Annotated in this window: 27 protein-coding genes; 10 read left to right on the forward strand and 17 right to left on the reverse strand. The window is 69.6% G+C overall.

Going from position 1 to position 26452, the window contains the following annotated elements; all coding sequences use genetic code 11:
- Window positions 1–191 precede the first annotated feature (191 nt).
- Window positions 192–968, reverse strand: a complete 777-nt coding sequence (locus ACI3KX_RS14450) for an electron transfer flavoprotein subunit beta/FixA family protein (protein ID WP_404910176.1) — start codon at window positions 966–968, stop codon at window positions 192–194.
- Between the two features lie 177 nt (window positions 969–1145).
- On the opposite strand from ACI3KX_RS14450, the gene ACI3KX_RS14455 reads away from it, so the two are divergent.
- Entirely contained in the window at window positions 1146–1682 is a 537-nt protein-coding gene (locus tag ACI3KX_RS14455; protein ID WP_404910177.1) for a MarR family winged helix-turn-helix transcriptional regulator, read from the forward strand.
- A gap of 152 nt (window positions 1683–1834) precedes the next feature.
- Here ACI3KX_RS14455 and ACI3KX_RS14460 read toward each other — a convergent pair whose 3' ends face one another.
- The 4 genes from ACI3KX_RS14460 to ACI3KX_RS14475 form a co-directional block, all read right to left on the reverse strand.
- Window positions 1835–2611: an enoyl-CoA hydratase gene (locus tag ACI3KX_RS14460; protein WP_363355109.1), complete on the reverse strand. Its 777-nt coding sequence runs from the start codon at window positions 2609–2611 to the stop codon at window positions 1835–1837.
- Between the two features lie 162 nt (window positions 2612–2773).
- On the reverse strand, window positions 2774–3673 hold the full coding sequence (gene mmsB, locus ACI3KX_RS14465; protein ID WP_404910178.1) for a 3-hydroxyisobutyrate dehydrogenase: 900 nt from the start codon (window positions 3671–3673) through the stop codon (window positions 2774–2776).
- A gap of 42 nt (window positions 3674–3715) precedes the next feature.
- The gene (locus ACI3KX_RS14470; RefSeq protein ID WP_404910179.1) at window positions 3716–4876 is read right to left on the reverse strand and encodes an acyl-CoA dehydrogenase family protein; all 1161 of its coding nucleotides are present in this window, start codon (window positions 4874–4876) and stop codon (window positions 3716–3718) included.
- Between the two features lie 204 nt (window positions 4877–5080).
- Window positions 5081–5434: a YciI family protein gene (locus ACI3KX_RS14475; protein WP_349425366.1), complete on the reverse strand. Its 354-nt coding sequence runs from the start codon at window positions 5432–5434 to the stop codon at window positions 5081–5083.
- Between the two features lie 227 nt (window positions 5435–5661).
- On the opposite strand from ACI3KX_RS14475, the gene ACI3KX_RS14480 reads away from it, so the two are divergent.
- From ACI3KX_RS14480 to ACI3KX_RS14490, 3 genes are read left to right on the forward strand one after another with little or no spacing between them, the layout of a single operon-like run.
- Window positions 5662–5841, forward strand: a complete 180-nt coding sequence (locus ACI3KX_RS14480) for a hypothetical protein (protein ID WP_363355113.1) — start codon at window positions 5662–5664, stop codon at window positions 5839–5841.
- Window positions 5842–5882: 41 nt separating this feature from the next.
- Window positions 5883–6251: a VOC family protein gene (locus ACI3KX_RS14485; protein WP_363355115.1), complete on the forward strand. Its 369-nt coding sequence runs from the start codon at window positions 5883–5885 to the stop codon at window positions 6249–6251.
- A 15-nt stretch (window positions 6252–6266) separates the two neighbouring features.
- On the forward strand, window positions 6267–6614 hold the full coding sequence (locus ACI3KX_RS14490; protein WP_363355117.1) for a hypothetical protein: 348 nt from the start codon (window positions 6267–6269) through the stop codon (window positions 6612–6614).
- A gap of 78 nt (window positions 6615–6692) precedes the next feature.
- Here the strand turns inward: ACI3KX_RS14490 and ACI3KX_RS14495 are convergent, their stop codons facing one another.
- Both ACI3KX_RS14495 and pulA read right to left on the reverse strand, forming a co-directional pair.
- The gene (locus tag ACI3KX_RS14495) at window positions 6693–8126 is read right to left on the reverse strand and encodes a DUF222 domain-containing protein (protein ID WP_404910180.1); all 1434 of its coding nucleotides are present in this window, start codon (window positions 8124–8126) and stop codon (window positions 6693–6695) included.
- A gap of 236 nt (window positions 8127–8362) precedes the next feature.
- Window positions 8363–14095 (reverse strand): pullulanase-type alpha-1,6-glucosidase, encoded by a 5733-nt coding sequence (gene pulA, locus ACI3KX_RS14500; RefSeq protein ID WP_404910181.1) that lies wholly within the window; start codon window positions 14093–14095, stop codon window positions 8363–8365.
- Between the two features lie 217 nt (window positions 14096–14312).
- On the opposite strand from pulA, the gene ACI3KX_RS14505 reads away from it, so the two are divergent.
- From ACI3KX_RS14505 to ACI3KX_RS14520, 4 genes are all read left to right on the forward strand, one after another.
- On the forward strand, window positions 14313–14726 hold the full coding sequence (locus tag ACI3KX_RS14505) for a VOC family protein (protein ID WP_363355121.1): 414 nt from the start codon (window positions 14313–14315) through the stop codon (window positions 14724–14726).
- A 138-nt stretch (window positions 14727–14864) separates the two neighbouring features.
- Complete coding sequence (locus tag ACI3KX_RS14510) at window positions 14865–15434, forward strand: dihydrofolate reductase family protein (protein WP_404910182.1); 570 nt, start codon at window positions 14865–14867, stop codon at window positions 15432–15434.
- A 150-nt stretch (window positions 15435–15584) separates the two neighbouring features.
- Window positions 15585–15971: an SHOCT domain-containing protein gene (locus ACI3KX_RS14515; RefSeq protein WP_404910183.1), complete on the forward strand. Its 387-nt coding sequence runs from the start codon at window positions 15585–15587 to the stop codon at window positions 15969–15971.
- A gap of 156 nt (window positions 15972–16127) precedes the next feature.
- Entirely contained in the window at window positions 16128–16268 is a 141-nt protein-coding gene (locus ACI3KX_RS14520) for a hypothetical protein (protein WP_349425374.1), read from the forward strand.
- A gap of 53 nt (window positions 16269–16321) precedes the next feature.
- Here ACI3KX_RS14520 and ACI3KX_RS14525 read toward each other — a convergent pair whose 3' ends face one another.
- Complete coding sequence (locus ACI3KX_RS14525; RefSeq protein WP_404910184.1) at window positions 16322–16909, reverse strand: GNAT family N-acetyltransferase; 588 nt, start codon at window positions 16907–16909, stop codon at window positions 16322–16324.
- Between the two features lie 359 nt (window positions 16910–17268).
- Here ACI3KX_RS14525 and ACI3KX_RS14530 point away from each other — a divergent pair, with 359 nt between their 5' ends.
- The gene (locus tag ACI3KX_RS14530; protein ID WP_404910185.1) at window positions 17269–18120 is read left to right on the forward strand and encodes a hypothetical protein; all 852 of its coding nucleotides are present in this window, start codon (window positions 17269–17271) and stop codon (window positions 18118–18120) included.
- A 218-nt stretch (window positions 18121–18338) separates the two neighbouring features.
- Complete coding sequence (locus ACI3KX_RS14535) at window positions 18339–20039, forward strand: substrate-binding domain-containing protein (protein ID WP_404910186.1); 1701 nt, start codon at window positions 18339–18341, stop codon at window positions 20037–20039.
- A gap of 28 nt (window positions 20040–20067) precedes the next feature.
- Here ACI3KX_RS14535 and ACI3KX_RS14540 read toward each other — a convergent pair whose 3' ends face one another.
- The 9 genes from ACI3KX_RS14540 to ACI3KX_RS14580 all read right to left on the reverse strand — a co-directional run bounded on the left by ACI3KX_RS14540 (window position 20068) and on the right by ACI3KX_RS14580 (window position 26238).
- Window positions 20068–20295 carry an RNA-binding S4 domain-containing protein gene (locus ACI3KX_RS14540; protein ID WP_349425377.1) on the reverse strand — a complete coding sequence of 76 codons (228 nt, stop codon included), beginning with the start codon at window positions 20293–20295 and terminating at the stop codon, window positions 20068–20070.
- 46 nt (window positions 20296–20341) lie between these two features.
- On the reverse strand, window positions 20342–20548 hold the full coding sequence (locus tag ACI3KX_RS14545; RefSeq protein ID WP_331905830.1) for a dodecin family protein: 207 nt from the start codon (window positions 20546–20548) through the stop codon (window positions 20342–20344).
- Between the two features lie 147 nt (window positions 20549–20695).
- The gene (locus ACI3KX_RS14550; RefSeq protein WP_404910187.1) at window positions 20696–21703 is read right to left on the reverse strand and encodes a HoxN/HupN/NixA family nickel/cobalt transporter; all 1008 of its coding nucleotides are present in this window, start codon (window positions 21701–21703) and stop codon (window positions 20696–20698) included.
- Entirely contained in the window at window positions 21684–22424 is a 741-nt protein-coding gene (locus ACI3KX_RS14555) for an urease accessory protein UreD (protein ID WP_363355134.1), read from the reverse strand. Before ACI3KX_RS14555 ends, ACI3KX_RS14550 begins: the two co-directional genes overlap by 20 nt.
- A gap of 9 nt (window positions 22425–22433) precedes the next feature.
- Window positions 22434–23216, reverse strand: a complete 783-nt coding sequence (ureG, locus tag ACI3KX_RS14560; RefSeq protein ID WP_363355136.1) for an urease accessory protein UreG — start codon at window positions 23214–23216, stop codon at window positions 22434–22436.
- The gene (locus ACI3KX_RS14565) at window positions 23209–23883 is read right to left on the reverse strand and encodes an urease accessory UreF family protein (RefSeq protein ID WP_363355138.1); all 675 of its coding nucleotides are present in this window, start codon (window positions 23881–23883) and stop codon (window positions 23209–23211) included. The genes ureG and ACI3KX_RS14565 overlap by 8 nt, the downstream gene beginning before the upstream one ends.
- 8 nt (window positions 23884–23891) lie before the next feature.
- Window positions 23892–25589 carry an urease subunit alpha gene (locus ACI3KX_RS14570; RefSeq protein ID WP_404910188.1) on the reverse strand — a complete coding sequence of 566 codons (1698 nt, stop codon included), beginning with the start codon at window positions 25587–25589 and terminating at the stop codon, window positions 23892–23894.
- Window positions 25576–25926, reverse strand: a complete 351-nt coding sequence (gene ureB / locus ACI3KX_RS14575) for an urease subunit beta (protein WP_349425384.1) — start codon at window positions 25924–25926, stop codon at window positions 25576–25578. Before ureB ends, ACI3KX_RS14570 begins: the two co-directional genes overlap by 14 nt.
- 9 nt (window positions 25927–25935) lie before the next feature.
- Window positions 25936–26238: an urease subunit gamma gene (locus ACI3KX_RS14580; RefSeq protein ID WP_349425385.1), complete on the reverse strand. Its 303-nt coding sequence runs from the start codon at window positions 26236–26238 to the stop codon at window positions 25936–25938.
- Window positions 26239–26452 lie beyond the last annotated feature (214 nt).

Genomic DNA, 26452 nt, shown 5'->3' on the forward strand with positions numbered 1-26452 from the left:
GCACCGCGGCGGCGCCGAGAGCGGCGGCATCCGCCGCCAGCGCGTCGTCGCCGACGATCACCGCGACCGGCGTGCCGACCGTGGCGGCCGCGCCCAGCAGCTCGGCCGCCGACTTGGCGAGCCCGCCCGACGGGGTTGTGTCGAGGAAGACCAGGATGGAGTCATCTGCAAACGTCATCACGCACGCACCCTCACGCAAGCCGGTTCTGGATCAGGAACTCCGCGAGCTTCTGGCCTGCGTCGCCCTCATCGACGATCTTCACGCCGGCTTCGCGCGGCGGCTTCTCGCTCAGCGCGATGACGATCGACCGCGACGCGGCCGGGTCGTGCGGCTCGATCTCGAGCTCGGCGAGCGACAGTGTCTCGAACGGCTTCTTCTTCGCCGCCATGATGCCCTTGAAGTTGGGGAAGCGCGCGTCGGGAAGCGCCTCGGTGATCGAGATCACGGCCGGAAGCGGTGCCGTCACCTGCAGGCTCGCACCGTCCGACGCGCGTGTGCCCGACACGGCGTCGCCGGCGATCTCGACCGAGCTGAGGTAGGTGGCACTCGGCACGTCGAGGATCTCGGCCACCATCACGGGGATGACCCCGCCCGTGCCGTCGGTGGACTGGTTGCCGGCGATGACGAGGTCGAAGCCGGTCCGCTGCAGGGTCGCCGCGAGCACTTCGGCGGTCAGGCCCAGATCGGCGCCCAGGAGCGCCTCGTCGACGACCTGCACGGCCGACGACGCGCCCATCGCGAGGCCCTTGCGCACCGTCGCGGAGGCGGACTCCGGCGTCATCGAGAGCACGACGACCTCGGTGCCGGGCGTCTTGTCGGCGTACGACAGCGCGACCTCGAGGGCACGCTCGCCGATCTCGTCGAGCACCGTCTCGCTCGCGGCGCGATCTGCCAGGCCGGTCTCCAGCGACAGCTTGCGATCCCCGTAGGTATCCGGGACTTCCTTGACCAGGACGACGATCTTCATGACGATCTCCTCACGCTGGGCACGAGTCTATGGCGCGGCGCGCAATGTACCCAATCCCGCGGAATGCGCCGATCGGACCGACCCGTGACCCGCCGTGTGTATACATAAACACCCCTTCGCGGCCCCCGGATCGGGCGCTGCAACCGGGGACCGGTACGGTGGGAGGAGGAGGTCGTCATGGCAGCACCCAAGCGTCTTCCGGTCGACCCGATCGCCGAAGCCAAGCGCCAGTGGATCGCCCATGGCTGGGAACCCGCGGCTGCGGGCATGACCGCCGTGACGTCGATCATCAGGGCGCAGCAGCTCTTGTTCGCGCGCATCGACACGGCACTGCGGCCCTTCGGACTCTCGTTCGCCCGGTACGAGCTGCTGCGCCTGCTCGGCTTCACGCGAGAGGGACGGATGCCGATGGCCAGCGCCATCGCACGCCTGCAGGTGCACCCGACCAGCGTCACCAACACCGTCGACCGGCTGGCCCGCGACGGCCTCGTCTCGCGCGAGCCGCACCCGGGCGACGGGCGCGCGGCGATGCTCGTGCTCACGGACACCGGTCGCGAACTCGTGGAGCAGGCGACCGAGGCCCTCAACAGCGAGGTGTTCGAGGATCCCGGACTCACCGACGCCGACACCACGGAGCTGGTGCGGATCATCGCCCGGTTCCGCAAGGACGCCGGCGACTTCACCGACCCGAAGCCCCAGCCCGAGCCCCTCTGAGAGACCGGTCGTTGAGCGAGGGAGCGCAGCGACCGAGACGAAACGCCCCGAACCGAACGGATACGCCGGGTGCGGCTTGTCGTCTCTGCGTTTCGTCTCGCAAGCTCGCTCAACGACCGCGTTCCTCGCTCGCTCAACGACCGGAAACAGGTTCAGCGACCCTCGAACTCCGGAGCACGCTTCTCGCGGAAGGCGGCCATGCCCTCCTTCTGATCAGCGGTGTCGAAGAGGCTCGCGAACACGTGCTTCTCGAGGCGCAGGCCCTCGGCCAGCGACGTCTCGAGGGCGGCGTCCAGCACGGCCTTCGCGGCATACAGCGACGGCAGGCTCTTCGACGCGATGGCCTCAGCCGTCTTCTGCGCCTCGTCGAGCAGATCGGCGGTCGGCACGACCCGCGAGACGAGCCCGGAGCGTTCGGCCTCTGCGGCATCCATCACCCGTCCGGTGAGGATCAGCTCGGCGGCCTTGTAGTAGCCGACGGCGCGGATGAGCCGCTGCGAGCCGCCCATGCCGGGGATGACGCCGAGGTTGATCTCGGGCTGCCCGAACTTCGCGCTGTCGGCCGCGAGGATGATGTCGCACATCATCGCCAGCTCGCACCCTCCGCCCAGCGCGTACCCCGAGACGGCGGCGATGACCGGGGTCCGCACCGCGGCGAACTGCGCCCAGCCGCCGAAGTGGTCGCCCATCAGCATCTCGAGCCCTGACTTGGACTCCATCTCCTTGATGTCGGCGCCGGCCGCGAACGCGCGTTCCGAGCCGGTGAGCACGATGGCGCCGATGCCCTCGTCGGCATCGAACGCCGATGCCGCGGCCACGACCTCCCAGCACACCTGCGTGTTCAGTGCGTTGAGCGCCTCCGGCCGGTTCAGCGTGATCCACCCGACTCGGCCGCGGGTCTCGACGAGGATCGTCTCGTACTCGGTCATCTCTACTCCGTCCCGCTTGCGCGTGTGCTGCTCCGCTGTCACATTGTGTCGGCTCCGCTGCAGATCGTGACAGGTGAGCAGATCCGCCTCCATGCATGGGCCGCTCGACTGTCACGTCCTGTGGGCTCCGCCGCCACAGGGTGACAGGCGAGCCGACCGAGGTCAGGCGCTCTCGGCGCGGATCGTGTTGATGATCCCCGAGAAGTCCTGGCCGGCGCCATCGCCGGCAGCGTACTGCGCATAGATCTCGCGGGCGAGCATACCCATCCGTGCTTCGACGCCCGTCGCCGAGATCGCGTGCTCGGCGAGCCCGAGGTCCTTGTTCATGAGCGCGCCGGCGAAGCCCGGCTGGTAGTCGCGGTTGGCGGGGCTCGTGGGCACGGGTCCCGGCACCGGGCAGTTCGTCGTCAGCGCCCAGCACTGGCCCGACGCATTCGATGCGACATCGAACAGCGCCTGGTGCGAGAGCCCGAGCCGCTCCCCCAGCACGAACGCCTCGGCGACCGCGATCTGCGATACCGCGAGGATCATGTTGTTGCAGACCTTCGCGGCCTGCCCCAGCCCTGCGCCGCCGCAGTGCACGGCGCGGCGTCCCATCGCCTCGAGCAGCGGGCGCGCGGCCTCGAAGTCCTCGTCCGTCCCGCCGACCATGAATGCGAGCGTGGCGTTCTCGGCGCCGACCACTCCGCCCGAGACCGGGGCGTCGAGCGACCGGTGCCCGGCCGCCTCGGCGAGCGCGTGAGCGGCGCGCGCCTCGTCGACGGCGATGGTCGAGCAGTCGATGAAGAGTGCTCCGGATGCCGCGACACCGAGCAGCCCCGCAGTGCCGTCCGAACCGCGATAGGCGTCGAGCACCTGCGCACCGGTCTGGAACATGGTGATGACGACGTCGGCGCCGGTGGCGGCATCCGTTCCCGACTCCGCGGTGGTGAGTCCCCCGTCACGCGCTGCGGCGACGGCGGCAGGCATGACGTCGAAGCCCGTCACCTCGTGACCGGCGGCCGCCAGATTCTTCGCCATGGGCAGGCCCATATGGCCGAGCCCCAGGAATGCGATCTTCATTTCGGACCTCCTCGTCGGTGCTTCTCGAACGCGCGGCGACCGTCAGTCGGCGAGCAGCTGGCGTCCGATGATCACGCGCATGATCTCGTTGGTCCCCTCCAGGATCTGATGGACACGCAGATCCCGCACCACCTTCTCGATCCCGTACTCGTGAAGGTAGCCGTAGCCGCCGTGCAGCTGCAGTGCCTGGTTCGCGACGGTGAAGCCGGCATCGGTCGCGAAGCGCTTGGCCATTGCGCACTGCAGCGACGCATCGGGCGCCTTGGCGTCGAGCGCCGCCGCGGCACCGCGCACGAGGGCGCGCGCGGCGTGCAGTTCGGTAGCCATGTCGGCGAGGGTGAACACGACGGCCTGCTTCTCGGCGAGCGGCTCGCCGAACGTGAAGCGCTCGTGCACGTAGCGCAGGGCGCGGTCCAGTGCCCACTGCGCGCCGCCCAGCGAGCAGGCGGCGATGTTGATTCGTCCGCCGTCGAGCGCCGACATCGCGATCTTGAAGCCCTGGCCCTCGCCGCCGAGGATGCTCGCGGCGGGCACGCGCACCTCGTCGAGGATCACCTGGCGGGTCGGCTGCGCGTTCCAGCCCATCTTGTGCTCGATCGCGCCGAACGACAGTCCGGGGGCGTCGGCGGGAACGAGGAACGCCGTGATGCCGCGAGCCCCCGGCTCGCCCGTGCGCGCCATGACGATGTAGACCGATGCCTCGCCCCCGCCCGAGATGAACTGCTTCACACCGGTCAGCACGTAGTCGTCGCCCGACCGGATCGCGCTGCTGGTGATGGCCGCGGCATCCGATCCAGCCCCCGGCTCGGTGAGGCAGTAGCTGCCGAAGCCCGACATCGAGGTGAGGAGCGGCAGCCACTCGCTGCGCTGCGCGTCACTGCCGTACGTGTCGATCATCCACACGACCATGTTGTGGATCGAGATGTAGGCGGCGATCGCAGGGTCGCCCTGCGCCAGCTCTTCGAAGATGGCAGCCGCATCCGAGCGCGACAGCCCTGATCCGCCGAGGTCGTCGCGGGCGTAGATGCCGCCGAGCCCGAGCTCGCCGGCGCTGCGCAGCGTGTCGCGGGGGAAGAACGACTTCGCGTCCCACTCCAGCGCGTGCGGCGCCAACTCGTTCTGCGCGAACTCGCGGACGGCATCGAGGATCGCGGCGCGCTCCTCGGTGGTCAGGCTCGAGGTGAGAGGGGTGATCGTGGACACCGTTGCTCCTTCAGAGATGCAGCACGCCCTCGTGGGGCATCCTGATCAACGCGATCGTGCCGGCATTGGCACCTCGATCATTTTACATGGACTTCCAACTATCTGTTAGGTGAACCATGGAACAACCGTCGGTCACGCTCGCCCGCCCCGTCGAAAGGGCGACTCCCGCAGGAGCCGCCCTTTCGTGATCGCGGATGCCGCCGCTCAGGCCCCGGCGGCCGGCTCCGCCTCGGGCCAGACCATGAACGGCCGCAGCTCGAGCTGTCCGTTGCGGGCCATCGGATGCCGCGACGCGATCTCGATCGCCTCCTCGAGGTCGTCGACCTCGAGGATGTCGAAGCCGCAGATGACCTCGGCCGTCTCGACGAAGGGGCCACGAGCGGTGAGGACCTTGCCGCCGCGGACCTTCACGACGGTGGACTCCGCCTGCGGGGCGAGCACTTCGCCGATGACGCGCTTGCCGCTGGCGTCGAGGGGATCGACCCACAGGTCGACGTCTGAGTCGTCCGCTTCGGTGTCGGGCTCGAGCGAGGTGACGACGAACATCATGTACTTCATGGTCTGATCCTTCCGTTGCGGGCGGGCGCTCGCCAGCCTCACTCCGGTCGTCGCGCGGGGCCTGACGATGTCGACACTTCTCTCGAGAATCTTTTCTGGCTCGGCTCGGGCTCGGCGCCGACTCCGACGGAGCGCGGACGCTCGCGCGACGAGCATCATCCTCTGGACGGACGACGATGAGACTCAGGAGGGACGCGGCAGGACGGGCGGCTCCGTAGCGTCGAAGCATGGCCAGCACCACATCGACCGTCCCGATCGCCCGCCGCCGCGAGTTGCCCGCGGCGGCCGCGCTGCTGCTCACGATCGGCGGCAACATCCTCGTCCTCGCGATCTCCGCCGTCGCCGTGGCCGGTGTCGCCGTCGCAGCGGTCGCCGTCTTCGGCCCCGGCATCCTCGACGCCCTCTGATCCCCTGTCGCCGGGCCGCCCCATCGGGCTAGCCTGCGTCTGTGAACGAGCGCGCCGTCCCGATCCTCCTCAGCCGTGACCTTCGTGAGACCCTCGCGTTCTTCGAGAGGCTGGGGTTCGAGAATCGCGGAGCGCCGCCCGAGGAGTGGGGCTACCTCATCATCGGCCGCGGCACCGCCGACCTGCACTTCACCGAGGACCTCTCGGTCGATCCGCTGCGCACATCGTCGATGTGCTACCTCTACGTCGACGACGCGCAGCGCGTATACGAGGAGTGGGCGGACGCGGTCGATCCCGACCCTGCGACCGGCAGCCGGATCGTCGCGCCGGTCACCACGGACTACGGCATGCGCGAGTTCGCCGTCGTCGACCGGAGCGGAAACCTCGTCCGCGTCGGAAGCCCGCTCTGACGCTAGGCTCGCGCCATGACGGACGTCGCGACGAAGCCCCGGCCCGGAACGAGCCTGCGAGGTTTCTCGGCACCCATTCTGCTGGTCGGCGCTCTCGTCGTCGTGCCGGTGGCGTTCGGCCTCCTCTTCAACAGTTGGACCGCGCCCGACGACGAGGCCCACGTGCGGATGGCCTTCGCGACCGTGGCGGGGGCGACCCTCGCCATCGCCACGGTGCTGGGGCTGCTCGTCGACCGGATCATCCGCCGCGCGACCGTCTCGACGATCGCGATCTTCACCGTGATCGCGTTCGTCGTGGTGCCATACGAGCTCAACGCGATCTCGCGCGCCGCGGAGCTGCTGCTCACCCGACTGAACATGTGACGAGGCGGCACACCCGGTGCCTGGATGAGCATCGGCGCCCGGCGCATTCCCGTTGGCCGCTGGCCGCGGGCACCGCGATCACGTGCGCATCGCGATCTGATCTCGCCGCCTGGTCGGGGATTTCGTGGCAGGCCGCCACTTCACCTCGGCGTCCCACCAGTACGGGCCCCTCACGTGCGGCACGCCGTCGATCATGCGCACCTGCCATCCACCGGTGTCGATGGTGCGATGGTGGAACCAGCACAGCAGCACTCCGTTGTCGGTGTGCGTCGGGCCGCCCCGTGAATGCTCTTCGACATGGTGGATTTCACCCCATTGCGGCGGCACGTGACACCCCGGGATGACACAGCCGCCGTCACGCAGCGTGATCGCACGCCGCTGATGGTGGGTGAACACGCGATCGAGCGTCACCAGGGACACGATCCGGCCGCGCTCGCCGAGCATCACCCGCTGCACCGCACCCGCGCAGGCGATGTGCCGGGCTGCGGCGATCGAGATCGGCTCGTCGTCACCCGGCAGGTGCGCATACCCGCGCCCCGTCGCGAGGTCGTCTTCACGCACGTGCACCACGAGTGTCGGGGCCGCGCCGCCGAGCATCGGCAGTTCACCGGATGCCGCAGCCGCCGTCAGCAGCACTGCCAGGGCATCATGCCGCCGCTGCGCCGGGGTACGGGAGTCGGCGGCGTCCTCGTACGGACCGTCCCCATCGGGCTCGGCGCCCGTCTCGATGAAGCACGGGCCGGGCACCGGCGCGCCGTCGACTCGCGGGTTCAGCACGCTGTCGATTCCGAGCTGCAGCTGCGCGGCGACCTCGGGCAGCAGGCCGCCCCGCACCGGAACCAGCCCGTCGCCGTCGCGTCGCCCGAAAGTCAGCCCCCGCTTGCGCAGCGCCCGCGCCTCGACCGGCTCGGCACCGTCCGGATCGAGATACGCCGCCCACACCTGCGCAAGGGCGCCCAGTTCGTCGGCGCACGCCGGCCCCGCAGCATCCGCGCCCTCGCCGCACGCTGCCGCGGCGAGCTCCTCATCAGCCGCGAGCAGCCCTGCTCGCCCCGCGCCTGCACGCCGGAACGCCGACGCGACCGCGACGACCCCGTCCACACCCACGTGCGCGCCCGCCAGCGCCGCGCGCAGTCGAGGGAACTCCGCCGGCAGCAGCTCCCCCGTCGACAGCGCCGTGCGCCGCTGCACGGCACGCGCGGCGGCGGCCAGACCGGTCGCGCTGCGGCTCGACATACGCGTCGCCCGCTGCACCAGCTCGCTGAGGTTGCGGCATCCGTAGCGGGTCGTGATGCGGTCGGAGTGCGCACGCAGCTCGTCACGCTCACGCACCGTCGCGACCGCCTCGATCATGACTGCCTCGACACCACGCTGTACGCGGCCCGCCGCCGCAAGAGCCGAAAACACCTCGGCGTCATCGCGGATGCGCATTCCGTCGTCAGCGAGAGCCGCGGACGACAATGCCACGAGCGCATCGCCGACCGCCGCGAGGGCCTCGGCGAAGTTCGTCATACCGCCATTCTGACCAGGGGTTCCGACATTCAAACTCCCAGATCAAATGCCGTTTCGCACCTGTGGATAACTCCGGTTGCGCGCCGACTTCGCATCCCTGTGGAGGAGGCATGGCCGATGTCCGACGGCTGCCATACGGTGCCGCCATGACAGACAACGAACCCTTTGTCGAACGTGAGCCGGCACTCGTCATCACCGGCGCTCGCCCGCCACGTGACGGGCGAGCGCCGGGAGCGTCAGCGACGCTGGGCTTCGACGAGCACCACCGCGGTGCGCGCCGGCACCGTGATCGTGCCGGTCGCGGCATCCCACGTCGTGGTCTTCACGACGGAATCCGAGCCGTGGGCGAGCGCCGGCGTCAGCGAGAACTTCCGGCCGGCGAGCTCGGCGACCGTCTGCGTGGTGGGCTCGGTGCCGGCGTTGAAGACCACCAGCGCGCCCTTCAGCTTCGGGTCGACGTCCTTGCCGACGAGGTCGTCGATGAGCATCACGATGACGCCGGGAGCGGCATCCGTCCCGCTGTTCGGGAACGAGACCTTCTGCTCGATGAGCGCGGCGGATCCGAGTCTCAGCAGACCGACCTCGTCGCGCACCCGCAGCAGATCGAGGGCGGATGCCTCGGCCGTGGCGATGTCGGATGCGCCGGGCTTGTTCGCGGGATCGGCCAGGAGCGGCGCCAGGTCGTCCCAGTGGTCGCCGTTGTCGGCCTCGCGCGGCAGGCCCGACCCGAAGGTGGACTCCTGCCCGGTCCAGTCGATGCGGTTGAACCAGTCGCCCGAGTTGTAGCTGTTGCGGTCGAGCGACTTCGAGCGCAGCAGCTCCGTGCCGGCGTGCCAGAACGACGGCGTCTGGGCGTAGGCGGTGGTCGCGAGCGACAGCGTGTTCATGCGCACGCGGTCCGCCATCGAGGTGTCAGCCGGCAGTTTCAGCACCGAGAGGTCGTACAGCGTCTCGTTGTCATGCGCGTCGACATACGTGATGACCTCGTCGGGCTGGTCCGCGTAACCGGCGGGCGAGCCGTTGTAGTCCAGCTCGTCGCCCGCCTTGAGCGTGCCGTCCGCCGACATGAAGGTGAAGTCGCGCAGGTTGCCCGCGAGCCCGAGCTTGACGAGATCGGTCTTGTGGGCGAGATCGGCGAACGGATCGCCGGGTGCCGACTGGTCGCTGCCGTTGGGATCGGTCGCGAGGCCCGTGCCGAAGCCCTGGTAGAACTTCGAGCCGGCGTCGACCGGGCTGCCGCCGTGCACGGCATCGCGCAGCCGGTCGCTGAACGTGCCGATGCCGGTGCCGCCGAGCTGACCCTGCGTGGCCTGCTCGAAGAGGGCGTTGTTCGCGACCTCGCCGAAGTTCCAGCCCTCGCCGTACAAGTAGATCGCCTTGCCGTCGACGCCGTCGCGCTTGAGCGTGAGCTCGTCGAGGGCGTCGCGGATCGCCAGCATGTTCTCCTTCGAGTGGTGGCCCATGAGGTCGAAGCGGAACCCGTCCACCTTGTACTCGCGAGCCCACAGCACGACGGAGTCCACCATGAGCCGCTGGGCGACCTCGTGCTCGGTGGCCACGTTCTGGCAGCACGTCGACGTCTCGACCCCGCCGGCCGCATTCAGGCGCTGGTAGTAGCCGGGCACGACCTGGTCGAGCACCGAGGTGTCCGCCTGTCCCGACGCCGAGGTGTGGTTGAACACCTGGTCGAGCACGACCTGCAGGCCCATGCCGTGCAGCGCGCCCACCATCGAGCGGAACTCGGCGACGCGTGCACCGCCCTCCGGGTCGACGGCGTACGAGCCCTCGGGCACCGAGTAGTGGTACGGGTCGTAGCCCCAGTTGAAGCCATCGGCATCCACGATGTTCTCGATGCACGCCTGCTGCTCGGTGCTGTCGGCCGGCATCGACGCGAGGTCGCAGTCGGGCACGGCCTGTTGCGTGCGGTCCTCCTCGATCGTGGCGATGTCGAAGGTCGGCAGCAGGTGCACCGTGTTGATGCCGGCGTCGGCGAGCTGGCGCAGCTGCGCCGTGCCCGCGCTGTCACGCGTGAACGCCCGGTACGTGCCGCGCTCTGCCGCGGGCACCGACTCGTCGGTGACGGAGAAGTCGCGGACGTGCAGCTCGTAGATGGCGCGGTCGACGGGCCGGGCCACGACGGGCGCCTTCGTCTTCTCCCACGCCTTCGGGCGCCACTGCTTGTCGTCCAGGTCGATCGCGACCGACGCTTGCGAGTTGGTCGTGAGCGCCACCGAGTACGGGTCGGTGACCTGGTTCGTCTCGACCACCCCCGTGGTCGGCGCGTAGACCACGACCTCCCACAGGTACTCGTCGCCCTTCAGCGCCTTGGCACCTGCGACGGTCCAGATTCCGGATGCCGCATCCCACGTCGCCTCGTGACGCACGGGGTCGCCGGCCTCGGCCCCTGAGCCCGTCGAGGGCTCCCACGTGAGCAGCGTCGCGCTCTGCGCGGTCGGGGCCCACAGGCGGAACGTCGGCTTGTCCTTCGCGAACGTCACGCCGAGGTCGGCGTCGGCGACGGCATCCGCGTAGAGGTCGTCGAGCACGCCCGGGATCTGCACCCCGGTGAACGCCCGCACCGTGCCGTCGGCGTCGCGCTGCGAGACCAGGAGCTGGCCGCGCAGGAAGGCCGCGGCATCCGTCCCATCCGCCACCCGCAGCGCGACGTAGCCCGCCAGAGCCGGGAACCGCTCCTTCTGCGCGTCGGTGAGATCGCCCTCGACACGGGTGAGCTCGACAGTCTCACCCCCGACGACCTCGCCGTCTTCCAGAGCGAGGGATGCCGCCGCCGCCGCGTGCAGCTGCCACGACGCCTCTGCCGGGTCGGCGCCGAGGTCGGCAGGCCACGCGAGCGTCTCTTCGTCGATCCAGTGCGCGCGCTCCTCGCCGAGGCCGGGGAGCCCGTCGCCGATCTGCAGCACGTGGGTCGCGAGCGTGTACCGGAACACCACGGGCACGCCGTCCTCGGCGGTGAACGAGTAGTTGGACCCGCCCGCAACACCGCCGACGCCGTAGTTTTCGCTCCAGCTCATGCCGTGCGCGACCTTGCCCTCGTACGCACCGGCGGGGAGGTCGACGGTGAGCTCGTAGACGCCGTCCTTGTCTCCGTCTGCCATGAGGCTCGCGAGGCAGTCCGGCGCCCAGTCGCCCGTGCAGCCGCTCTCGCTCTGGTGCGAGCCCGGAACCGTCACGATGGGGCCTTCGGCGCTCGACTGCACGATGTTCGTGCGTGGGTCGAAGTAGAACGAGATCGGGCCGCCGGGGTGCGTGATGGCGATGTTCCCGCCGCCGAGCACGCCGTTCGCGCCGTAGTTGATCGTCCACGAGCCGTCGATGGCGACCTTGTACTCGTAGTCCCCGGGCGCCAGGTCGAACGTACCGGCCCAGATGCCGTCGGCGCGCAGCGTCAGCTTCGCCGCCTCGCAGCCGGGAGCCCAGTCACCGGCGCAGCCCATCTCGGAGTTGAGGCTGCCGGGCACCGTCACCATCGAGATCGGCGACTCCGGCTCCTCCGGCACGTCGAGCGTCACGGCGTTGCCGACCGATGCGTAGGTCGACGCGGCGGCGTGGGCGCCGGCGGCATCCGTCGTCACGGCGCGGTACTCCACGAGCGTGCCGTCGGCGAGGCCCTCCGCAGTGTGGAACACGCGGGGGTCGGTGTCTTCAGCCGTGCCGAGCGCGTGCCATTCGTCCGAACCGACCACGCGCCACGCGAAGCTGGTCTCGGTCCACGTCGCATCGTCGACGTCGGCGGCGATCGGCGCCGAGCCGGTGACCGCCGCGCCGGCGGCGGGCGCCGAGACGGTGACGGCGAGCGGCGCCTCGGGCGCGGTCACCGGCCGGTCGGCGCGGTAGACGACGGCCGACAGAGCCGGGACGGTGACGGATGCCGTGGCTGCGGCATCCGTCGAGATCGCCGTCGTCGTGCCGTAGACCGGCTCGAGGGACGCGCCGCGGGTGAGTGTGGTGAGGCTCACGGTCTTGTCCGAGGCGGTGTTGTTGAGGGCGACCAGGTACTCCACCTTCTCGTCGCGGTCGACGCGCGAGAAGGCGTAGACGCCCGCGCCGCTGTCGGCGTAGCGCTCGATCTGTGCGCCGGTGACGAGCGCCGGGTGCGCATCACGGAGCGCGGCGAGCGCGGCGATCCGCTCGTAGATCGGCGCGGAGGTGTCGTAGCGGTCGACCGAGCCGGCGGTGGCACCCGTGATGAGGTTCTGGTTCTGGTACGCGGCGACCTCGGTCGCGAAGAGGCTCTGGCGGGCGTCCTTGTCGCCGCCCGCGCCTGCGAAGCCCTGCTCGTCGCCGTAGTAGACGACGGGCTGGCCGCGGCCCAGGAACATCAGGTCGTGCGCGAGCAGGTCGCGCTCGAGCGGGTTCGACGTCGACTGCAGCATGTAGCCGACACGGCCCATGTCGTGGTTGCCGAGGAACGTCGGCAGGGCCGTCGCCGACGAGTCGGGCGTCGTGTACCAGTCGTCGCCGGCGTAGAGGCTCTGCAGCCCCTTCGCGCTGTTGCCCGACGCGTAGCTCACGGCCGAGGACTGGAAGGTGAAGTCGAGCACGCTCGACATGTCGGTGTCGCGCACGTACGGCGAGAGTTTCACCGGATCGGCGTCGTATACCTCGCCGAACATGAAGAAGTCGGTCTTGCCCTTGACGTCGCGCGCGTAGTCGAGCACCTCGGTGGTCCACTGCTCCCAGAACTCGAAGTTCACGTGCTTGGCGGTGTCGATGCGGAAGCCGTCGATGCCGAGGTCGATCCAGTCCTGATAGACCTCGACGAAGCCGTTCACGACCGCCGGATTCTCGGTCATCAGGTCGTCCAGGCCGTCGAAGTCGCCGTACGTCACCGACTCGCCCGTCCAGGTCGAGTTGCCGCGGTTGTGGTACAGCGTGGGGTCGTTGAGCCAAGCCGGGGTCTTCGCGTCCGCGTCCTCGGCCGCGATCACCGGCGGGTGCGGGAACGAGGTCGCCGGGTCGAGCGCCGGGAACGAGTCGGTGCCGGCATAGGTGGCCGGGTCGAACGCGGTGCCGGCGGCGTCGCGGTAGGGGGTGGTCGCCTGGTCGACGTAGCCGTACTGTCCGTCGGCATACGAGACGACGTCGGCGGTGTGGTTCGTGATGATGTCGAAGTACACCTTGATGCCCTTGGCGTGCGCCTCGGCGATGAGCGCCTCGAGCTCCGCGTTGGTGCCGAGATGCGGGTCGATCTGCGTGAAGTCCGTGATCCAGTAGCCGTGGTAGCCGGCGCTCGCGTTCGCGCCCTCGCCCTGCACGGGCTTGTTCTTGAAGCTCGGCGTCAGCCAGATCGCGGTCGTGCCGAGCCCGTCGATGTAGTCGAGCTTCTCGCGGAGACCGGCGATGTCACCGCCGTTGTAGAAGCCCTTGTCGGTCGGGTCGAAGCCGGTCGTCAGGCGGTCACCCGTCAGGCCGCCCTCGTCGTTCGACTCGTCCGCGTTGGCGAAGCGGTCGGTCATCACGAAGTAGAACTGCTCCCGGCTGCCGGGCTGCCGCACCGGGGCCGTGACGAGGGCGTCGTCGTCGGCGGTGTAGCCGGCGCGCAGGCTCTTCACCTCGACGCCGACGCGGTGGGTGCTGTCGTCGAACACGAACCGCAGCGTTGCCGGACCGGCGACCGTCAGCGGGATGTCATCGTCGCCCCCGTTCAGCCCGTACGACTCGTCCCACGCGTCGTTCACCGCGACCTTGTAGGCATACGAGCCGGCCGGCACCTCGAACTCGCTGGCGTAGATGTTCGCCGTCGCGGTCGGGGCGAGCTCGGTCGCGGCGCAGGCGGGCTGCCAGTCATCGGGGCAGCCGAGCTCGGACTGAAGGCTGCCGACGAGCGCGAACGTGCGCTCGGCTGCGGCGGCGGGAGCGATCGCGACCACTCCCCCGGTCAGGATGAGGGCCGCCGCGGTGAGGCTTGCGGTCACGATGCGGGCACGGGCTGAGGTCGACTTCGACACAGGAGCTCCTGAGTGGGGGGCACGGCGACGTGCCCGTTGTGGTGCGATGTGCGGCCGACATTAGCAGCGCGCTCGCGAGGACTGCAAGCGCTTACATGATGAGAACGCCCTCATCCGGCGGATGCTGAGCGCCGCGGCATCCGTTCTGTCCGCCGTGTGCGCAATCGCTTGCAGCGTGGTGTCGCAGCGGGGCCGGCGAATGCGGAATACTTCCGAGGTGCCCGTCTTCGACCACCTCGGCGTCAGCGTCGACGACCTTCCGTCCTCGATCGCGCAGTTCGATCCGGTCTTCACGGCTCTCGGATTCACCAGGTACGACGCCGACAACGGCGTGTCGTGGCACACCGAGGGCGAGACGGAGTTCATTCTGCTCCCGGCCCGCGAGCCCGGCACCGGCCCTCACCGGCATGGACGAGTGGGGTGGCAGCACCTCGCGTTCGCCGTCGACTCCCGCGCCGAGGTCGATCGCCTCCACGGAGTCGCCGTCGAGGCCGGCTGGTCCGTCGTGCGGGAGCCGAAGCTGTACCCGCGCTTCAACGATCGGTACTACGCGTCGTTCGTCGAGGACGACAACGGCATCCGCATCGAGTTCATGCACAATCCCCCGCGGGAGCCCGCCGAGGCGAGCTGATCCGGCCGACACCCGAGCGGGCTGCGTCTCCGGCACCGCCGGAGCGCGGGTTCGTGGCGACCGCGACGACCGCGACGTACTCGCCGAGCCGGCGCGAAGGGAGGACAATGCCTGCATCGACGCAGAGCGGAGTCGTGCATGGCCAACACGGTGCTGTACATGTCCATGTCGCTCGACGGGTTCATCGCAGGACCCAACGAGACCGACGAGAACGGTCTCGGCGATGGCGGCAGCCGGCTCCATGAATGGGTGTTTCCTCCCGAGGGCGGAGCGAACGCGCAGATCGTCGACGAGTTCATGTCCACCGGCGCCGTGATCGCCGGTCGCGGCACGTTCGAGCCGGCCGAGGGATGGCACGGCGACCACCACGGCGGCGTGCCGATCTGGGTCCTCAGCCGCCGGCCGATGCCGGCATGGGCACGCGACATGTCCGCCGTGCACTATACGAACGACATCGCCGCGGCGTTCCGCGACGCACGACAGGCGGCGGGCGACAAGGACGTCCTGGTGCACGGCGCCGCCACGGCCCAGCGCGCCATCGCGGCCGCCCTCCTCGACGAGATCGAGATCCACCTCATCCCCGTGCTGCTCGCAGAAGGTCGCCGGCTCTTCGAGCACCTCGGCTCGCCGCGCCGGGAGCTCGAGCGGATCAGGGTCCTCCCCGGCGAAGGCGGTGTGACCCACCTCCGCTACCGCATCAGGTACTGACGGAGGGTGCGACTGCGCACCGGTCCAGACGTCGGTGTCACCCTTCGCGGGTGATGAGCGGACGGGCGATCCGGAGGATGGTGGCATCAGCGCGAACCGCTGAACGCGGACGCCCGCGCGGTACGCCGCCCGAACGAAAGGCACGTCATCATGACCGGCAGCTTCTGGGACTTCCTGCTGTGGATCTTCTGGTTCTACATCCTCTTCGCCTGCATCTGGATCTTCATCACGATCATCATGGACCTGTTCCGTGACCACACCCTGAACGGCTGGGGCAAGGCCCTCTGGGTCATCTTCCTCGTCGCCGTCCCGTTCCTCGCCGCCTTGATCTACCTCATCGCCCGCGGCCGTGGGATGAGCCAGCGAGAGCTCGAGCGCCGCGGACAGGCCCAGAGTGAAGCCAACGCCTACATCCGCGGCGTCGCAGGCGCCCCGTCGGCTTCCACCGAGATCGAGTCCGCCAAGAAGCTCCTCGACTCGGGCGCCATCACCCAGGACGAGTACAGCGCTCTGAAGGCGAAGGCCCTCGCCGCCTGAGCCTCGCCGAGCGGGTCCCGCCGGCGCTGTCCGCAGCAGCTGGTCGCCGACGGGACCCCCGCCCGGGAACATGACGGTGTGACGATCCCGGGCGAGCAGGGCATCCCGCTCGCTTCACAGCGTGCGCCGTGCCGGTCAGGTCCATAGGCTGGCCGCATGACGGTGGATGCTGCGGATCCGCGATCCTGCCCGACCTGCGGCGACGCTCTGAGGTTCGAGATCCTCGACGATGAGCGATTCCTCGTCGCATGGTCGTGCGTGAACTGCGGCCTGATCCGCACCACGGAGCCGGTGTAGCGGCGGGCGGCTGCTTCGTCTTGCTCTGCGCGCCCGGCGCGCCGGACCCGGGGTCAGCCCTGGGCAGGTGGGACCGTCTTGCGCATCACGGTCTTGCTCTTGCCGATATGGCGCTCGAAGGTGAATCCCGCCTTCTCGAACATGGCCCTCGTGCCGTTGTGGAGGAACGAAGACGACGTCTTCTTGCCGGGGACGAGCTCGTTGGGGAATGAGACGACTTCTCCGCCGCCGGCCTGCGCGATCAGCTCGAGTGCGCCGTCCAGCGCCTCCCGCGCCACTCCCGAACGCCGGTGGTCGCGGTCGACGAAGAAGCAGGTGATGCGCCACGGCGCCGGGTTGACCTCACCGGCGTCGTACTGCTTGCGGTGGTAGATGCCCGGCAGCTCGGCCGGACTGCCGTACTCGCACCACGCGATCGCATCCTCGCCGTCGAAGACGAGCGCCGCGTGAGCCACTCCCTCGTCCACGAGTCGCCGCTTGAACGTCGGACGGTCGTACTCGCTCTTGACGGTGTGCTCGGTGTCATCGTGGAAATACGAGCAGTAGCACCCGCCCCAGACCCCGTTGTGCTTCTGCGCGAGCGCCAGCCAGGCCGGGAAGGTCTCGGGCGTCAGCGGCTTGATCACGTGCGATGTCGTCATGCACAGGCCTCAGCTCTCGGTCCAACGCGGCGGGGACGCCGCCGCGTTTTCGAGTGAGACGAGTGAACGACCACGGAGGATCACCCGCAGGGCGCGTGCCATGCCGTCATCCTGTCAGCATCACCGATCGATGTCACGGCTCTCATCGCCCGCCCCAAGCACGCTGATCGAGCCGGCGCTCTGTTCACCCTCGGTTCGAGATCTCGCCCGATCAGCGTCACCCGCGCGCGGTACGTTCTGTGCGATGACCACAGCAGGTGTTCTCTGGAGATGCGATGCCGAGGACCGTTACGACAGAACCGAGCCCTGCGCCGGGAGGTGAGCACGCCGGTCGCCCACCCGCGAAGATCACGAAGCGCGTGTGGCTTTCGGGCCTGGTGCTCGCGATCGCCGGCTTCGCCATCGGCGCCGCTGTCTTGTACGGGTGGATGATCGACGAAACCCACTTCGACCGTCCGAGTCAGGAATTCGACCGACTCGAGACTCAGCTCGAGGACATTCCCGGGGTCGTCGGCGTCGTCACGGAGCGATGGGTCGAAGCGCCGACATTCTCGAACCCGACCTCGTGGGTGTCAGTCACGGTCGACGAGGCCGGCTTTCCCGGTCTGCTCGAGGCGGCCTGCTCGACCGACTATCCCGATCCCGTCACGTGGTCCATCCGCGTGCGGACGCCCGCGGCAGCCGAGGTCTCGCTCCATTCGGCGCCGACCGTCGCGAACAGTGCCGATGGCGACGAGCGATGCCCTGACTTCGGGTTCGACGCAGCGCCCCTCGTCGACGAACTCGACCGGGCCGCCCCGGGTCTCGCTATTCAGCCGTCGATCTGGGAGAACGGCAGATTTGCCCTCGTCGTTGTGGAGGAGGAGGAGATGCCTGCGGGGTTCACCCACCTGCTGCCGCTCATCGAGCACGCCGACGACCTGCTCGTCGCCGCCGGTCTCGATGCGAACGAGGCCGTCGAGATCAACTCGGCGAATCTCGGCTTCGTACTCGAACCAGGCGAGAGTGACCAGTACCTCGCGCTGCTCACCGAGCTCACCGAAGACCGCGCGGTCCGCAGTTACTGGGCCGACGGCGGGGGCACGACTGTCGACGGAGTCGAAAAGGTGCAGATCGTCGCCCCGGATCAGCAGCACGCAGCGATCGAAGAGGTCATCCGGTCTTCGGGGCTGCACATCGCAGATCTCCCGGTGAGGTTCGTCGGGCAATGAACTCGTGACTTCGATGGGCCTCAGTTCTCGTTCGACTCCTCGGCACGCATGACGAGAATGCGATGCCGCGGCTCGCGGCGAGTGAGGGGTCCGTACGTCTCGGCTCCGCCCCCGTCGCCTATACTCCACTGAAGTATCCCCCCACGTACGATGCCGTATTCCCCCGATACGACGCCGTATCCCATGCGGGCACCCACCCGCCGTCCATCGGAGTGCTTGTGGCTCGAGTGCAGCCGAACACGCCCGCCAGCGACAGTGCGCCCACACGCGCGGCCGCGCGTGCTGCGCAGCAGCGGAGGCGCTCGCTGATCCTCCTGGGCGTCATCATCGTTCTCGCCGTCGCCGTCGCGGTCGTGCTCGGCGTGTTCTTCCTGCGCGGAGCCCCCGGTGAACCCGAGCAGGACGCGTCGTCGACGTCGACGAATGACTGTCTGCCGGCGAGTCTGCGCATCACTGCGGATCCGGCAGTCGCGGGCGCGATCGAGGCGACCGTCGCCGAACTGACCCGATCCCGCGCTGACTGCCCCGGCGTGACGATCAACGTGGAGGACAGCTCGGCCACGGCGGCGGCGCTGGCCTCGGGGTCTGCGCCGGAGTTCGACGTCTGGGTGCCCGACTCCGCGATGTGGCCCGCGCGGGCGACCGGTCAGGCGGAGCTCACCGGGGTGGACGCCGCGGAACTGGTCGTCAGCGACCCCGTGGCCAGCACGCCCGTCGTCTTCGCCGCGACCGAGGCGACGGCGGCTGCTCTCCAGACCGCCGGGGCCGGGTTCGCGAGCCTGGCGGCACCTTCGGTCGCCGCCGTGCTGCCGGATCCGTCGACGGTCGCGGCGAGCTCCGCCGCGCTGCTGGCTCTGCAGACGGCGGTCGCCGGAGACGCGCGGATGTTCACGGCGATCGCGCTCGGCCTCGACGCCGGCGTCGTTCCCACCGCCGCCGACGCGCTCGCGGCGGCCTCCACCGCGACGACGCCGACGATCGCCGTGACCACCGAGCAGGCCGTCCTGGAATACGACGAGGATGCCGAGACCCCCCTCGTGCCGATCTATCCGGCCGACGTGAAGCCCGCGGTGAGCGTGTCCCTCGTGACGCTCGCCGACGCCTCGGACGACACACTCGCGGCCGTGAAGCAGCTCTCCGCTTCCCTGGTGGGCGGGAGCGACCGGCTCGCCGAGTACGGACTGCGCGATGCGGCGGGCAGCACGCTGGACTCCACCACGGAGGACGCCGGTGCGGCATCCGAACCCGTCGACAGCGCCAACCAGGCCGAAGCGCTGCGCACCTGGCAGATGATCACGGCGCCGTCGCGGATGCTCTCTCTCAACGACGTGTCGGGTTCCATGCTCCAGCCCGCGACCGCCGACATGCGGCGCATCGACCTGTTCGAACAGGCCGCGGTCCGGGCGATCAACTCGCTGTCGACCGACTCGTCGCTGGCCACCTGGGTGTTCTCGAGCCGGCGGATCGGCGGGCAGGACTGGCAGGAGATCGTCCCGTTCGGTCCGCTGGGCGATCCGGCGCACAAACAGCGCACGATCGACACGGCGAACGGGCTCGACAGCCTGGTCGGCGGCGGGACCGGGCTCTACGACAGCGTGCTCGCGGCGGTGCAGTACATGCGCGAGACCTACGTCCCCGGTCAGGTCAACCTGGTCCTGCTCAACACCGACGGGTACAACGAGGACGACGAAGGCCTCGACCTGCCGGGGCTGCTCGCGCAGCTCGAGACGCTCCGCGACCCGGCGAAACCCGTCGCCGTCATCGCGATCGGCTACGGACCCGACACCGACCAGGCCGCCCTCGAGCAGATCGCCGCCGCCACCGACGGTGCGGCTTATCAGGCGCTGCAGCCGACCGACATCGGCACGGTGCTGGTCGACGCGGTCACCCAGCGCGGCTGCCGCCCGAACTGCGGCTGAAGACGAGGTGACGTCCGCGTCGACGCCCTCACGGGCAGACGCGCACCCGTCGTCCCTCGAAGCCGACGATGTCGCCGAGCTGCAACTGGCGTCCGCGACGGCGATCGACCTCGCCGTTCACGAGCACATAGCCGTCGATGATGGCCTCTTTGACGTTTCCGCCGGAGTCGAGGAGTCCGGCGAACTTCACGAACTGCCCGAGGCGGATGTCGTCACCGCCGATCGAGACATCTTCGATCGGCGGCAGGTTCGTCATCCCCGAATGCTAGCCGACCGGGCGCCGGCCGGTGCGGGCGATCGGCCTACTCGGGCGCGTACTTGAAGGACAGCTGGACCCGGGAACGGAACAGCAGCGTCCCGTCGTCGCCGACCACGACGTCCTGCTTCGTCACCTCGGCGACGCGCAGGTCGTGCAGTGATCCCGCGGCGGTGGTGATGGCCTCTCGTGCCGCCTCCTCCCAGGACGAGGCACTGGTGCCGATGACGTCGATCACTCGGTAAACGCTCATCTTTGAACCCCTCATCGCTCGATGCCGACGAACCCATACTGATCGCGCTTGCGCCCGGATGGAAGGGCTGCACCCCTTTCGACGCGCGGCGCGCCGCGCGAGGAGGTGCGCGCATCGCGGTACGGCGCGAGGCTCCCGTGGCCGGCGTCAGTTCGTGGTCGTCCGAGGCCGTCGCATGGTCACCAGCACAACCGCCCATGTGACGAGGAGCATGCCCGTCAGCACGAACCCGAGTCCGTCGATGCCCACCGATGCCACCCAGGGAAGCGGACCTCCGATGTTGAGATTCGCAACGAGGACGTCCGACAGCTGGACGATCGCGATCAGCACGGCGGCCACCACCGATATGCCGGTCATCACGAGCGCGTACACCTCACCCAGGTGGCGCCGACCGGGCTGCCAGCTGTACGCGCGGCGCATCACGGCGCCTTGGGTGGTGTCGAAGGCGCTCATTCCGGCGGCGAACAGAATCGGCAGGGTGAGCGCTGCCCACCAGGGCACGGCTCCGAAGCTGGCGGCACCCGCGAGCGCGAGCAGCCCGATCTCCGTCGCGGTGTCGAAGCCCAGCCCGAACAGCAGTCCGACCACGTACATGCGGGACGGCCGATCCACCGCTCGCTCGAAGGGCCCGAGCATCCGCAGCACCGGACCGCCTGCGTGCCCGTGGCGGCGCCGCAGCGACGCGATGTTGATGGCGGCGATGATGAGGAGGAAGACGCCCGAGACGGTGGGGCCGATGATCCCGGTCCAGGTGCGAAGGGCGGAGGAGTCATCGGCGAGCGACGTGCCGATCGCCGTGATTCCGAGTGCCAGCAGGATGCACAGCACGACGACGATGGTCGAGTGGCCGAGCGAGAACCAGAATCCGACGGTGTTGGCCGGCTTTCCGCGTTCGGCGAGGCGGCGCGTGGTGTTGTCGATCGCAGCGATGTGGTCGGCGTCGAACGCGTGGCGCACTCCGAGGGCGTACGCGGTGAGCCCGACGCCGAGAGTGACGAGCGTGCCCCCGCCGCCACCGAGCGGGATGCCGGCGGGGATCACCAGGAGGACCAGGACTCCCCAGCCGAGCACGTGCAGGATCGCGATCAGCGAGATGACGCCGATCGTGCTCCGCCGGATGCGTGGCCCGGTCTGATCATCGCGGAGTGCTGTCAATGTGAGTCCTTTCCGGCTCAGGCGTGAAGGGGCGCTCCTGCGCGTGCGAGACCCAGGCATCCCACACGCGGTCCAGGGACGAACCGTGCGTGTGGTCGGAGAGGTGACGCGCCATGGATCCGGGCCGATCGAACTCGAGGTCGCCCGCACGGGCGGGCGGGCGGAATCCGACCGCGATCACGGCATCGATCACCCGGTTGCTGCCGAGCACCCCGGGCTCGGGCATACTGCCGGCTGCCTCCAGCCGTTCCACGAGGAGGGGTCCGCCGCTATCGGAGACCGCGAGCGCCGAGGCGAGTCGCCCGCCCCGTTCGCCGTGCCTGCCGAGCACGAGCGTCTCGCGGATCACCGCTCGCGCGTCGGAATCCAGGGTGATGCAGGTGCGGCGTTCGACGTCCGCCCCGTCCGTGACCACGAAGGGCAGACCGTGCCACAGCAGCGTCCCGCCGGCTCCGACCGCCACGTCGAGGATCCACGACGAACGCGCGCCGCGATAGGCGACCGTCCCCCCGACGTCCTCGATCTCGACCGTGCACCCCGGTCCGACGTCGATCTCCATGTGCACCTGATCGCCGCCGAGCAGCACCATGCCGGCTGCGGCGACCGCGATCTGCGCGTGTGTGCGATCGCGCGAGATGAGGCGCGGTGCGAGCGCGCCCACGGCGAGCTCCACATGCGCCCGCGGCTCACCCGCGACGACCGCGATGCGCGTCGAGGTCACTCGTTCGTCTCAGCGCCCCGCGGCCTGCGTGCGGGAGTGGTCATGGACGTGGGTGGCGTCGGCGGCATCGTGGTCGTGGGAGTGGACGAACCCGCCCTCGGGATGCTCGTCATCGGCGTGGAAGTGCGGGGCCATCGGCCCGGGGTCCTGCGCGATGTGGGTACCCGCCCGGTGGCTCGCGAGGATCATCAGCACCCAGGCACGCAGCGCCGCGACCGAGGCTGCGTCGTGCCGCGACAGGGCCAGCACGGCGCGGCCGTCTCGTGCCCCTTCGGCATCCGTCACCATCTGCGCCACGTCGACGCCGACATACGGCGCCAGGTCGGTCTTGTTGACGACGAGGAGGTCGGCGCGACCGATGCCCGGGCCGCCCTTCCGAGCGACATCGCCTCCGCCGGCGACGTCCAGGACGAAGATCTGCGCGTCCACCAGGGCCGGCGAGAACGTCGCCGTCAGGTTGTCGCCGCCCGACTCGATGAGCACGACGTCGAGGGGCGCGAAGTCCCGCTCGAGGTCTTCGGCGGCCAGAAGGTTGGTGGTGATGTCGTCGCGGATCGCGGTGTGCGGGCAGGCACCGGTCTCGACGGCCCGGATGCGCTCGGGGTCGAGCACACCGGCGGAGCGGAGGAACCGGGCGTCCTCATCGGTGTAGATGTCGTTCGTGATGACGCCGAGGCGAAGGTCGGTCGCGAGCGCGCGGCACACCGTGGCGATGAGCGACGACTTGCCGGTGCCGACGGGGCCGGCGACGCCGAGCCGGAGCGCGCGGGGAGCGAGTGGTGAGTCAGGCACGGAAGAGTCTCCTGTTCGTTGCGGCGTGGGCTTCTGTCCACGCTTCGGATTCGGGGGCGCTCGCCGCAGGGATCGCCTCGGGTGAGTCGAGTGCCGCGAGCTGCAGGATGAGGGGATCGACCGCTGCGCACGCGTCGATCACGAGCCGCACGCCGTCGACCGGGTCGCCGGGTTCGAGCTTGAGGAGAGCGGCGACGCCGCCGGCCATGTCGTCGTACACGGCGACGCGCACGAGAGTCTCGGCATCGAGCCCCGCGTGAGCCGCGATCGCGCCGAGGACGATCGGGCGAGGCGGCGTCGCCGTGTCCCCTCCGGTCAGTGCGGCGATCGCCGGCGACTGCGGCCACAGGCGCTGCGCGAGTCGCAGCAGCCCACGGCCGAGGTCGATCGAGGCGGTCCGCGCTGCGCGGCTCGGGGTGCGCGCCGCCCACGCCCGTTCGACCGGCGTATAGGGCGCACCGCTGAGGCCGGCCCGCCGCGCCACGACCGCGGTCGCGGCATCCACGAGCGTCGTCGTGCGCGCCCGGGCACGCAGGAACGCCCCGACGTCCGCTCGCGCGAGCCCGCCCTGGACGGCCGGCTCGACGCCCGCCGAGAACGCGTGCCCGCCCGAAGGCAGACGTGCGTCGGCGAGCAGCATGGTGACGGTGTGCGCGGCGGAGTCCATGGAGCGTCTCAGAACATGGTGTACAGCTGGGCCAGCGGGAGGGATGCCGCGGGTGCCGGTTCGACGTCCTCGCCGTCGATCGCGATCTCGAACGTGTCGGCACGGATGCGGATCGACGGCAGACGGTCGTTGTTCTTCATGTCGGCCTTGCCGATGTGACGCGTGGGCTCGACCGCCGCGAGTCGGCGGCGCAGCCCGAGCGTCTCGGCGATGCCGTCCTGCAGAGCCGCGGGTGAGACGTAGGTGACCGACAGGTCCGCCCCGATCGTGTCGCCGAAGGACGGTCGCATCATCACGGGCTGAGGTGTCGGGATCGACGCGTTCGGGTCGCCGAGCGCGGCCCACGCGATCGCGCCGCCCTTGACGACGACGGCCGGGCGGACGCCGAAGAACTTCGGGTCCCACACCGTCAGGTCGGCGAGCTTGCCGACCTCGATCGATCCGACGTCGTAGGCGATGCCGTGGGCGATCGCGGGGTTGATCGTGTACTTCGCCACATACCGCCGTGCGCGTTCGTTGTCTGCCGGCATCCCGCCGTCCAACGCACCGCGACGGTGCTTCATGACGTGCGCGACCTGCCAGGTGCGCGTGACCACTTCGCCGATGCGGCCCATGGCCTGTGCGTCGGAGGAGGTCACCGACAGCGCTCCGATGTCGTGGAGGATGTCTTCCGCGGCGATCGTGGTGGCACGGATGCGGGACTCCGCGAACGCGAGATCCTCCGGCACGGCGGGGTTGAGGTGATGGCAGACCATCAGCATGTCGAGGTGCTCGGCGACGGTGTTCACGGTGTGCGGGAGGGTCGGGTTCGTCGAACCGGGGATCACGTTCGGCAGCCCCGCGATCGAGAGGATGTCGGGCGCGTGACCGCCGCCCGCTCCCTCGACGTGGAATGCGTGGATCGACCGGCCGCCCATCGCCGCGATGGTCGACTCGACGAAGCCCGCCTCGTTCAGCGAGTCGGAGTGCAGCGCGACCTGCAGCCCCCACTCCTCGGCGGCGCGCAAGGACGCGTCGATCGCGGCGGGGGACGAGCCCCAGTCCTCGTGCACCTTGTAGCCCGCGGCGCCCGCGAGCGCCTGCTCCTTCAGTGCGGCCATCGAGACGGTGTTGCCCTTGCCGAGCAGCAGGACATTGACGGGGAGGGGATCGAGCGCGCGGTGCATGGCGGACAGATGCCATGCACCGGGTGTGACGGTCGTCGCCTTCGATCCCTCGGAGGGGCCGGTGCCCCCGCCCACGATCGTGGTGATCCCGGTGGCGAGGGCCTCGTGGATCTGCGAGGGCGAGAGCAGGTGGACGTGCGAGTCGATGGCGCCGGCGGTGACGATGCGCCCCTCGCCCGAGATGACGTCGGTCGAGGGTCCGATGACCATGTCGATGCCATCGCTGATGTCGGGATTGCCGGCGTGCCCGATGCCGACGATGCGACCGTCACGGATGCCGATATCGGCGCGGATGATGCCCCACCAGTCCAGGATGACCGCGTTGGTGATGACCGTGTCCAGCGCTCCTTCCGCCCGCGTCGCCGTGGCCTGGGCCATGGATTCGCGGATGGACTTGCCGCCGCCGAAGACGGCTTCCTCCCCGCCTGCGGTGAGGTCGCGCTCGATCTGTATCCACAGATCGGTGTCGCCGAGGCGCACCTCGTCGCCCACCGTCGGACCGTAGATCGCGGCGTACCGCGACCGATCAAGCCAGACCATCGAGGAGCTCCTCTCCGTCGGTCTTGACCCGGATGCCGGGAACCCGACGCGCTCCGCGCAGCGCGACGGCGTCGAGCTCTCGTGACGCGCCCGGCTCGAAGCGCTGCGAGGTTCCGGACGCGATGTCGAGGCGGAATCCGTGTGCGAGGGCGCGGTCGAACTCCAGGGCCGCATTCACATCGGGCAGGTGGATGTGCGAACCGATCTGGATCGGCCGGTCTCCGGTGTTCACGAACACGAGCCGGATGCGCTCCGCCTCGCTCCGATCGGCATTGAGCTCGATGCGTCCCGGTCGGATCCGGTAGGCGCCAGGGCCTTGGGAGGTAGCGGATGCCACGGCGACTCCTCAGTCGATCGGATGGTGGACGGTGACGAGCTTGCGACCGTCGGGGAAGGTCGCCTCGACCTGCACGTCGGCGATCATCTCGGGAACGCCCGGCATCACCTGGTCACGCGTGAGGACGGCGCGGCCCTCCTGCATCAGCTCGGCGACGCCACGGCCTTCTCTGGCCCGTTCGATCACCCAGCAGGACAGCAGCGCGACCGTCTCGGGGTGGTTGAGCAGGATGCCGCGCTCGAGCCGATCGCGCGCGACCATCGCGGCGACCGACAGCAGGAGCTTCTCGGTCTCGGCGGGAGTGAAGTGCATTCGGGCCTCCGGCTGGTGATGTCAGAAGTGTGCCACAACGCCCGTATTCGCCGACGGCTGCCGAGAGCCCTCACTTCGGCATTCATTCGCGGTTTCCCGGAATTACGCGCTTCTGCGGCCGAACTACGGCGCACGATTAACAGAACCGGAACAATCGAGAAATGTCAGAGTAATGTCACGCGCCCATGCTGGCAGGACCGCAGCAGTCGGCGAC

The organism is Microbacterium sp. ZW CA_36 (assembly GCF_044987475.1).
Taxonomy (GTDB): domain Bacteria; phylum Actinomycetota; class Actinomycetes; order Actinomycetales; family Microbacteriaceae; genus Microbacterium.

Bases quoted from the DNA above. Each gene is read 5' to 3' on its own strand.
- ACI3KX_RS14450 (WP_404910176.1), bottom strand. From the start codon at position 968: ATGAAGATCGTCGTCCTGGTCAAGGAAGTCCCGGATACCTACGGGGAT.
- ACI3KX_RS14455 (WP_404910177.1), top strand. From the start codon at position 1,146: ATGGCAGCACCCAAGCGTCTTCCGGTCGACCCGATCGCCGAAGCCAAG.
- ACI3KX_RS14460 (WP_363355109.1), bottom strand. From the start codon at position 2,611: ATGACCGAGTACGAGACGATCCTCGTCGAGACCCGCGGCCGAGTCGGG.
- mmsB (WP_404910178.1), bottom strand. From the start codon at position 3,673: ATGAAGATCGCATTCCTGGGGCTCGGCCATATGGGCCTGCCCATGGCG.
- ACI3KX_RS14475 (WP_349425366.1), bottom strand. From the start codon at position 5,434: ATGAAGTACATGATGTTCGTCGTCACCTCGCTCGAGCCCGACACCGAA.
- ACI3KX_RS14480 (WP_363355113.1), top strand. From the start codon at position 5,662: ATGGCCAGCACCACATCGACCGTCCCGATCGCCCGCCGCCGCGAGTTG.
- ACI3KX_RS14490 (WP_363355117.1), top strand. From the start codon at position 6,267: ATGACGGACGTCGCGACGAAGCCCCGGCCCGGAACGAGCCTGCGAGGT.
- ACI3KX_RS14495 (WP_404910180.1), bottom strand. From the start codon at position 8,126: ATGACGAACTTCGCCGAGGCCCTCGCGGCGGTCGGCGATGCGCTCGTG.
- ACI3KX_RS14510 (WP_404910182.1), top strand. From the start codon at position 14,865: ATGGCCAACACGGTGCTGTACATGTCCATGTCGCTCGACGGGTTCATC.
- ACI3KX_RS14515 (WP_404910183.1), top strand. From the start codon at position 15,585: ATGACCGGCAGCTTCTGGGACTTCCTGCTGTGGATCTTCTGGTTCTAC.
- ACI3KX_RS14520 (WP_349425374.1), top strand. From the start codon at position 16,128: ATGACGGTGGATGCTGCGGATCCGCGATCCTGCCCGACCTGCGGCGAC.
- ACI3KX_RS14525 (WP_404910184.1), bottom strand. From the start codon at position 16,909: ATGACGACATCGCACGTGATCAAGCCGCTGACGCCCGAGACCTTCCCG.
- ACI3KX_RS14540 (WP_349425377.1), bottom strand. From the start codon at position 20,295: ATGACGAACCTGCCGCCGATCGAAGATGTCTCGATCGGCGGTGACGAC.
- ACI3KX_RS14545 (WP_331905830.1), bottom strand. From the start codon at position 20,548: ATGAGCGTTTACCGAGTGATCGACGTCATCGGCACCAGTGCCTCGTCC.
- ACI3KX_RS14565 (WP_363355138.1), bottom strand. From the start codon at position 23,883: ATGGACTCCGCCGCGCACACCGTCACCATGCTGCTCGCCGACGCACGT.
- ACI3KX_RS14570 (WP_404910188.1), bottom strand. From the start codon at position 25,589: ATGGTCTGGCTTGATCGGTCGCGGTACGCCGCGATCTACGGTCCGACG.
- ACI3KX_RS14580 (WP_349425385.1), bottom strand. From the start codon at position 26,238: ATGCACTTCACTCCCGCCGAGACCGAGAAGCTCCTGCTGTCGGTCGCC.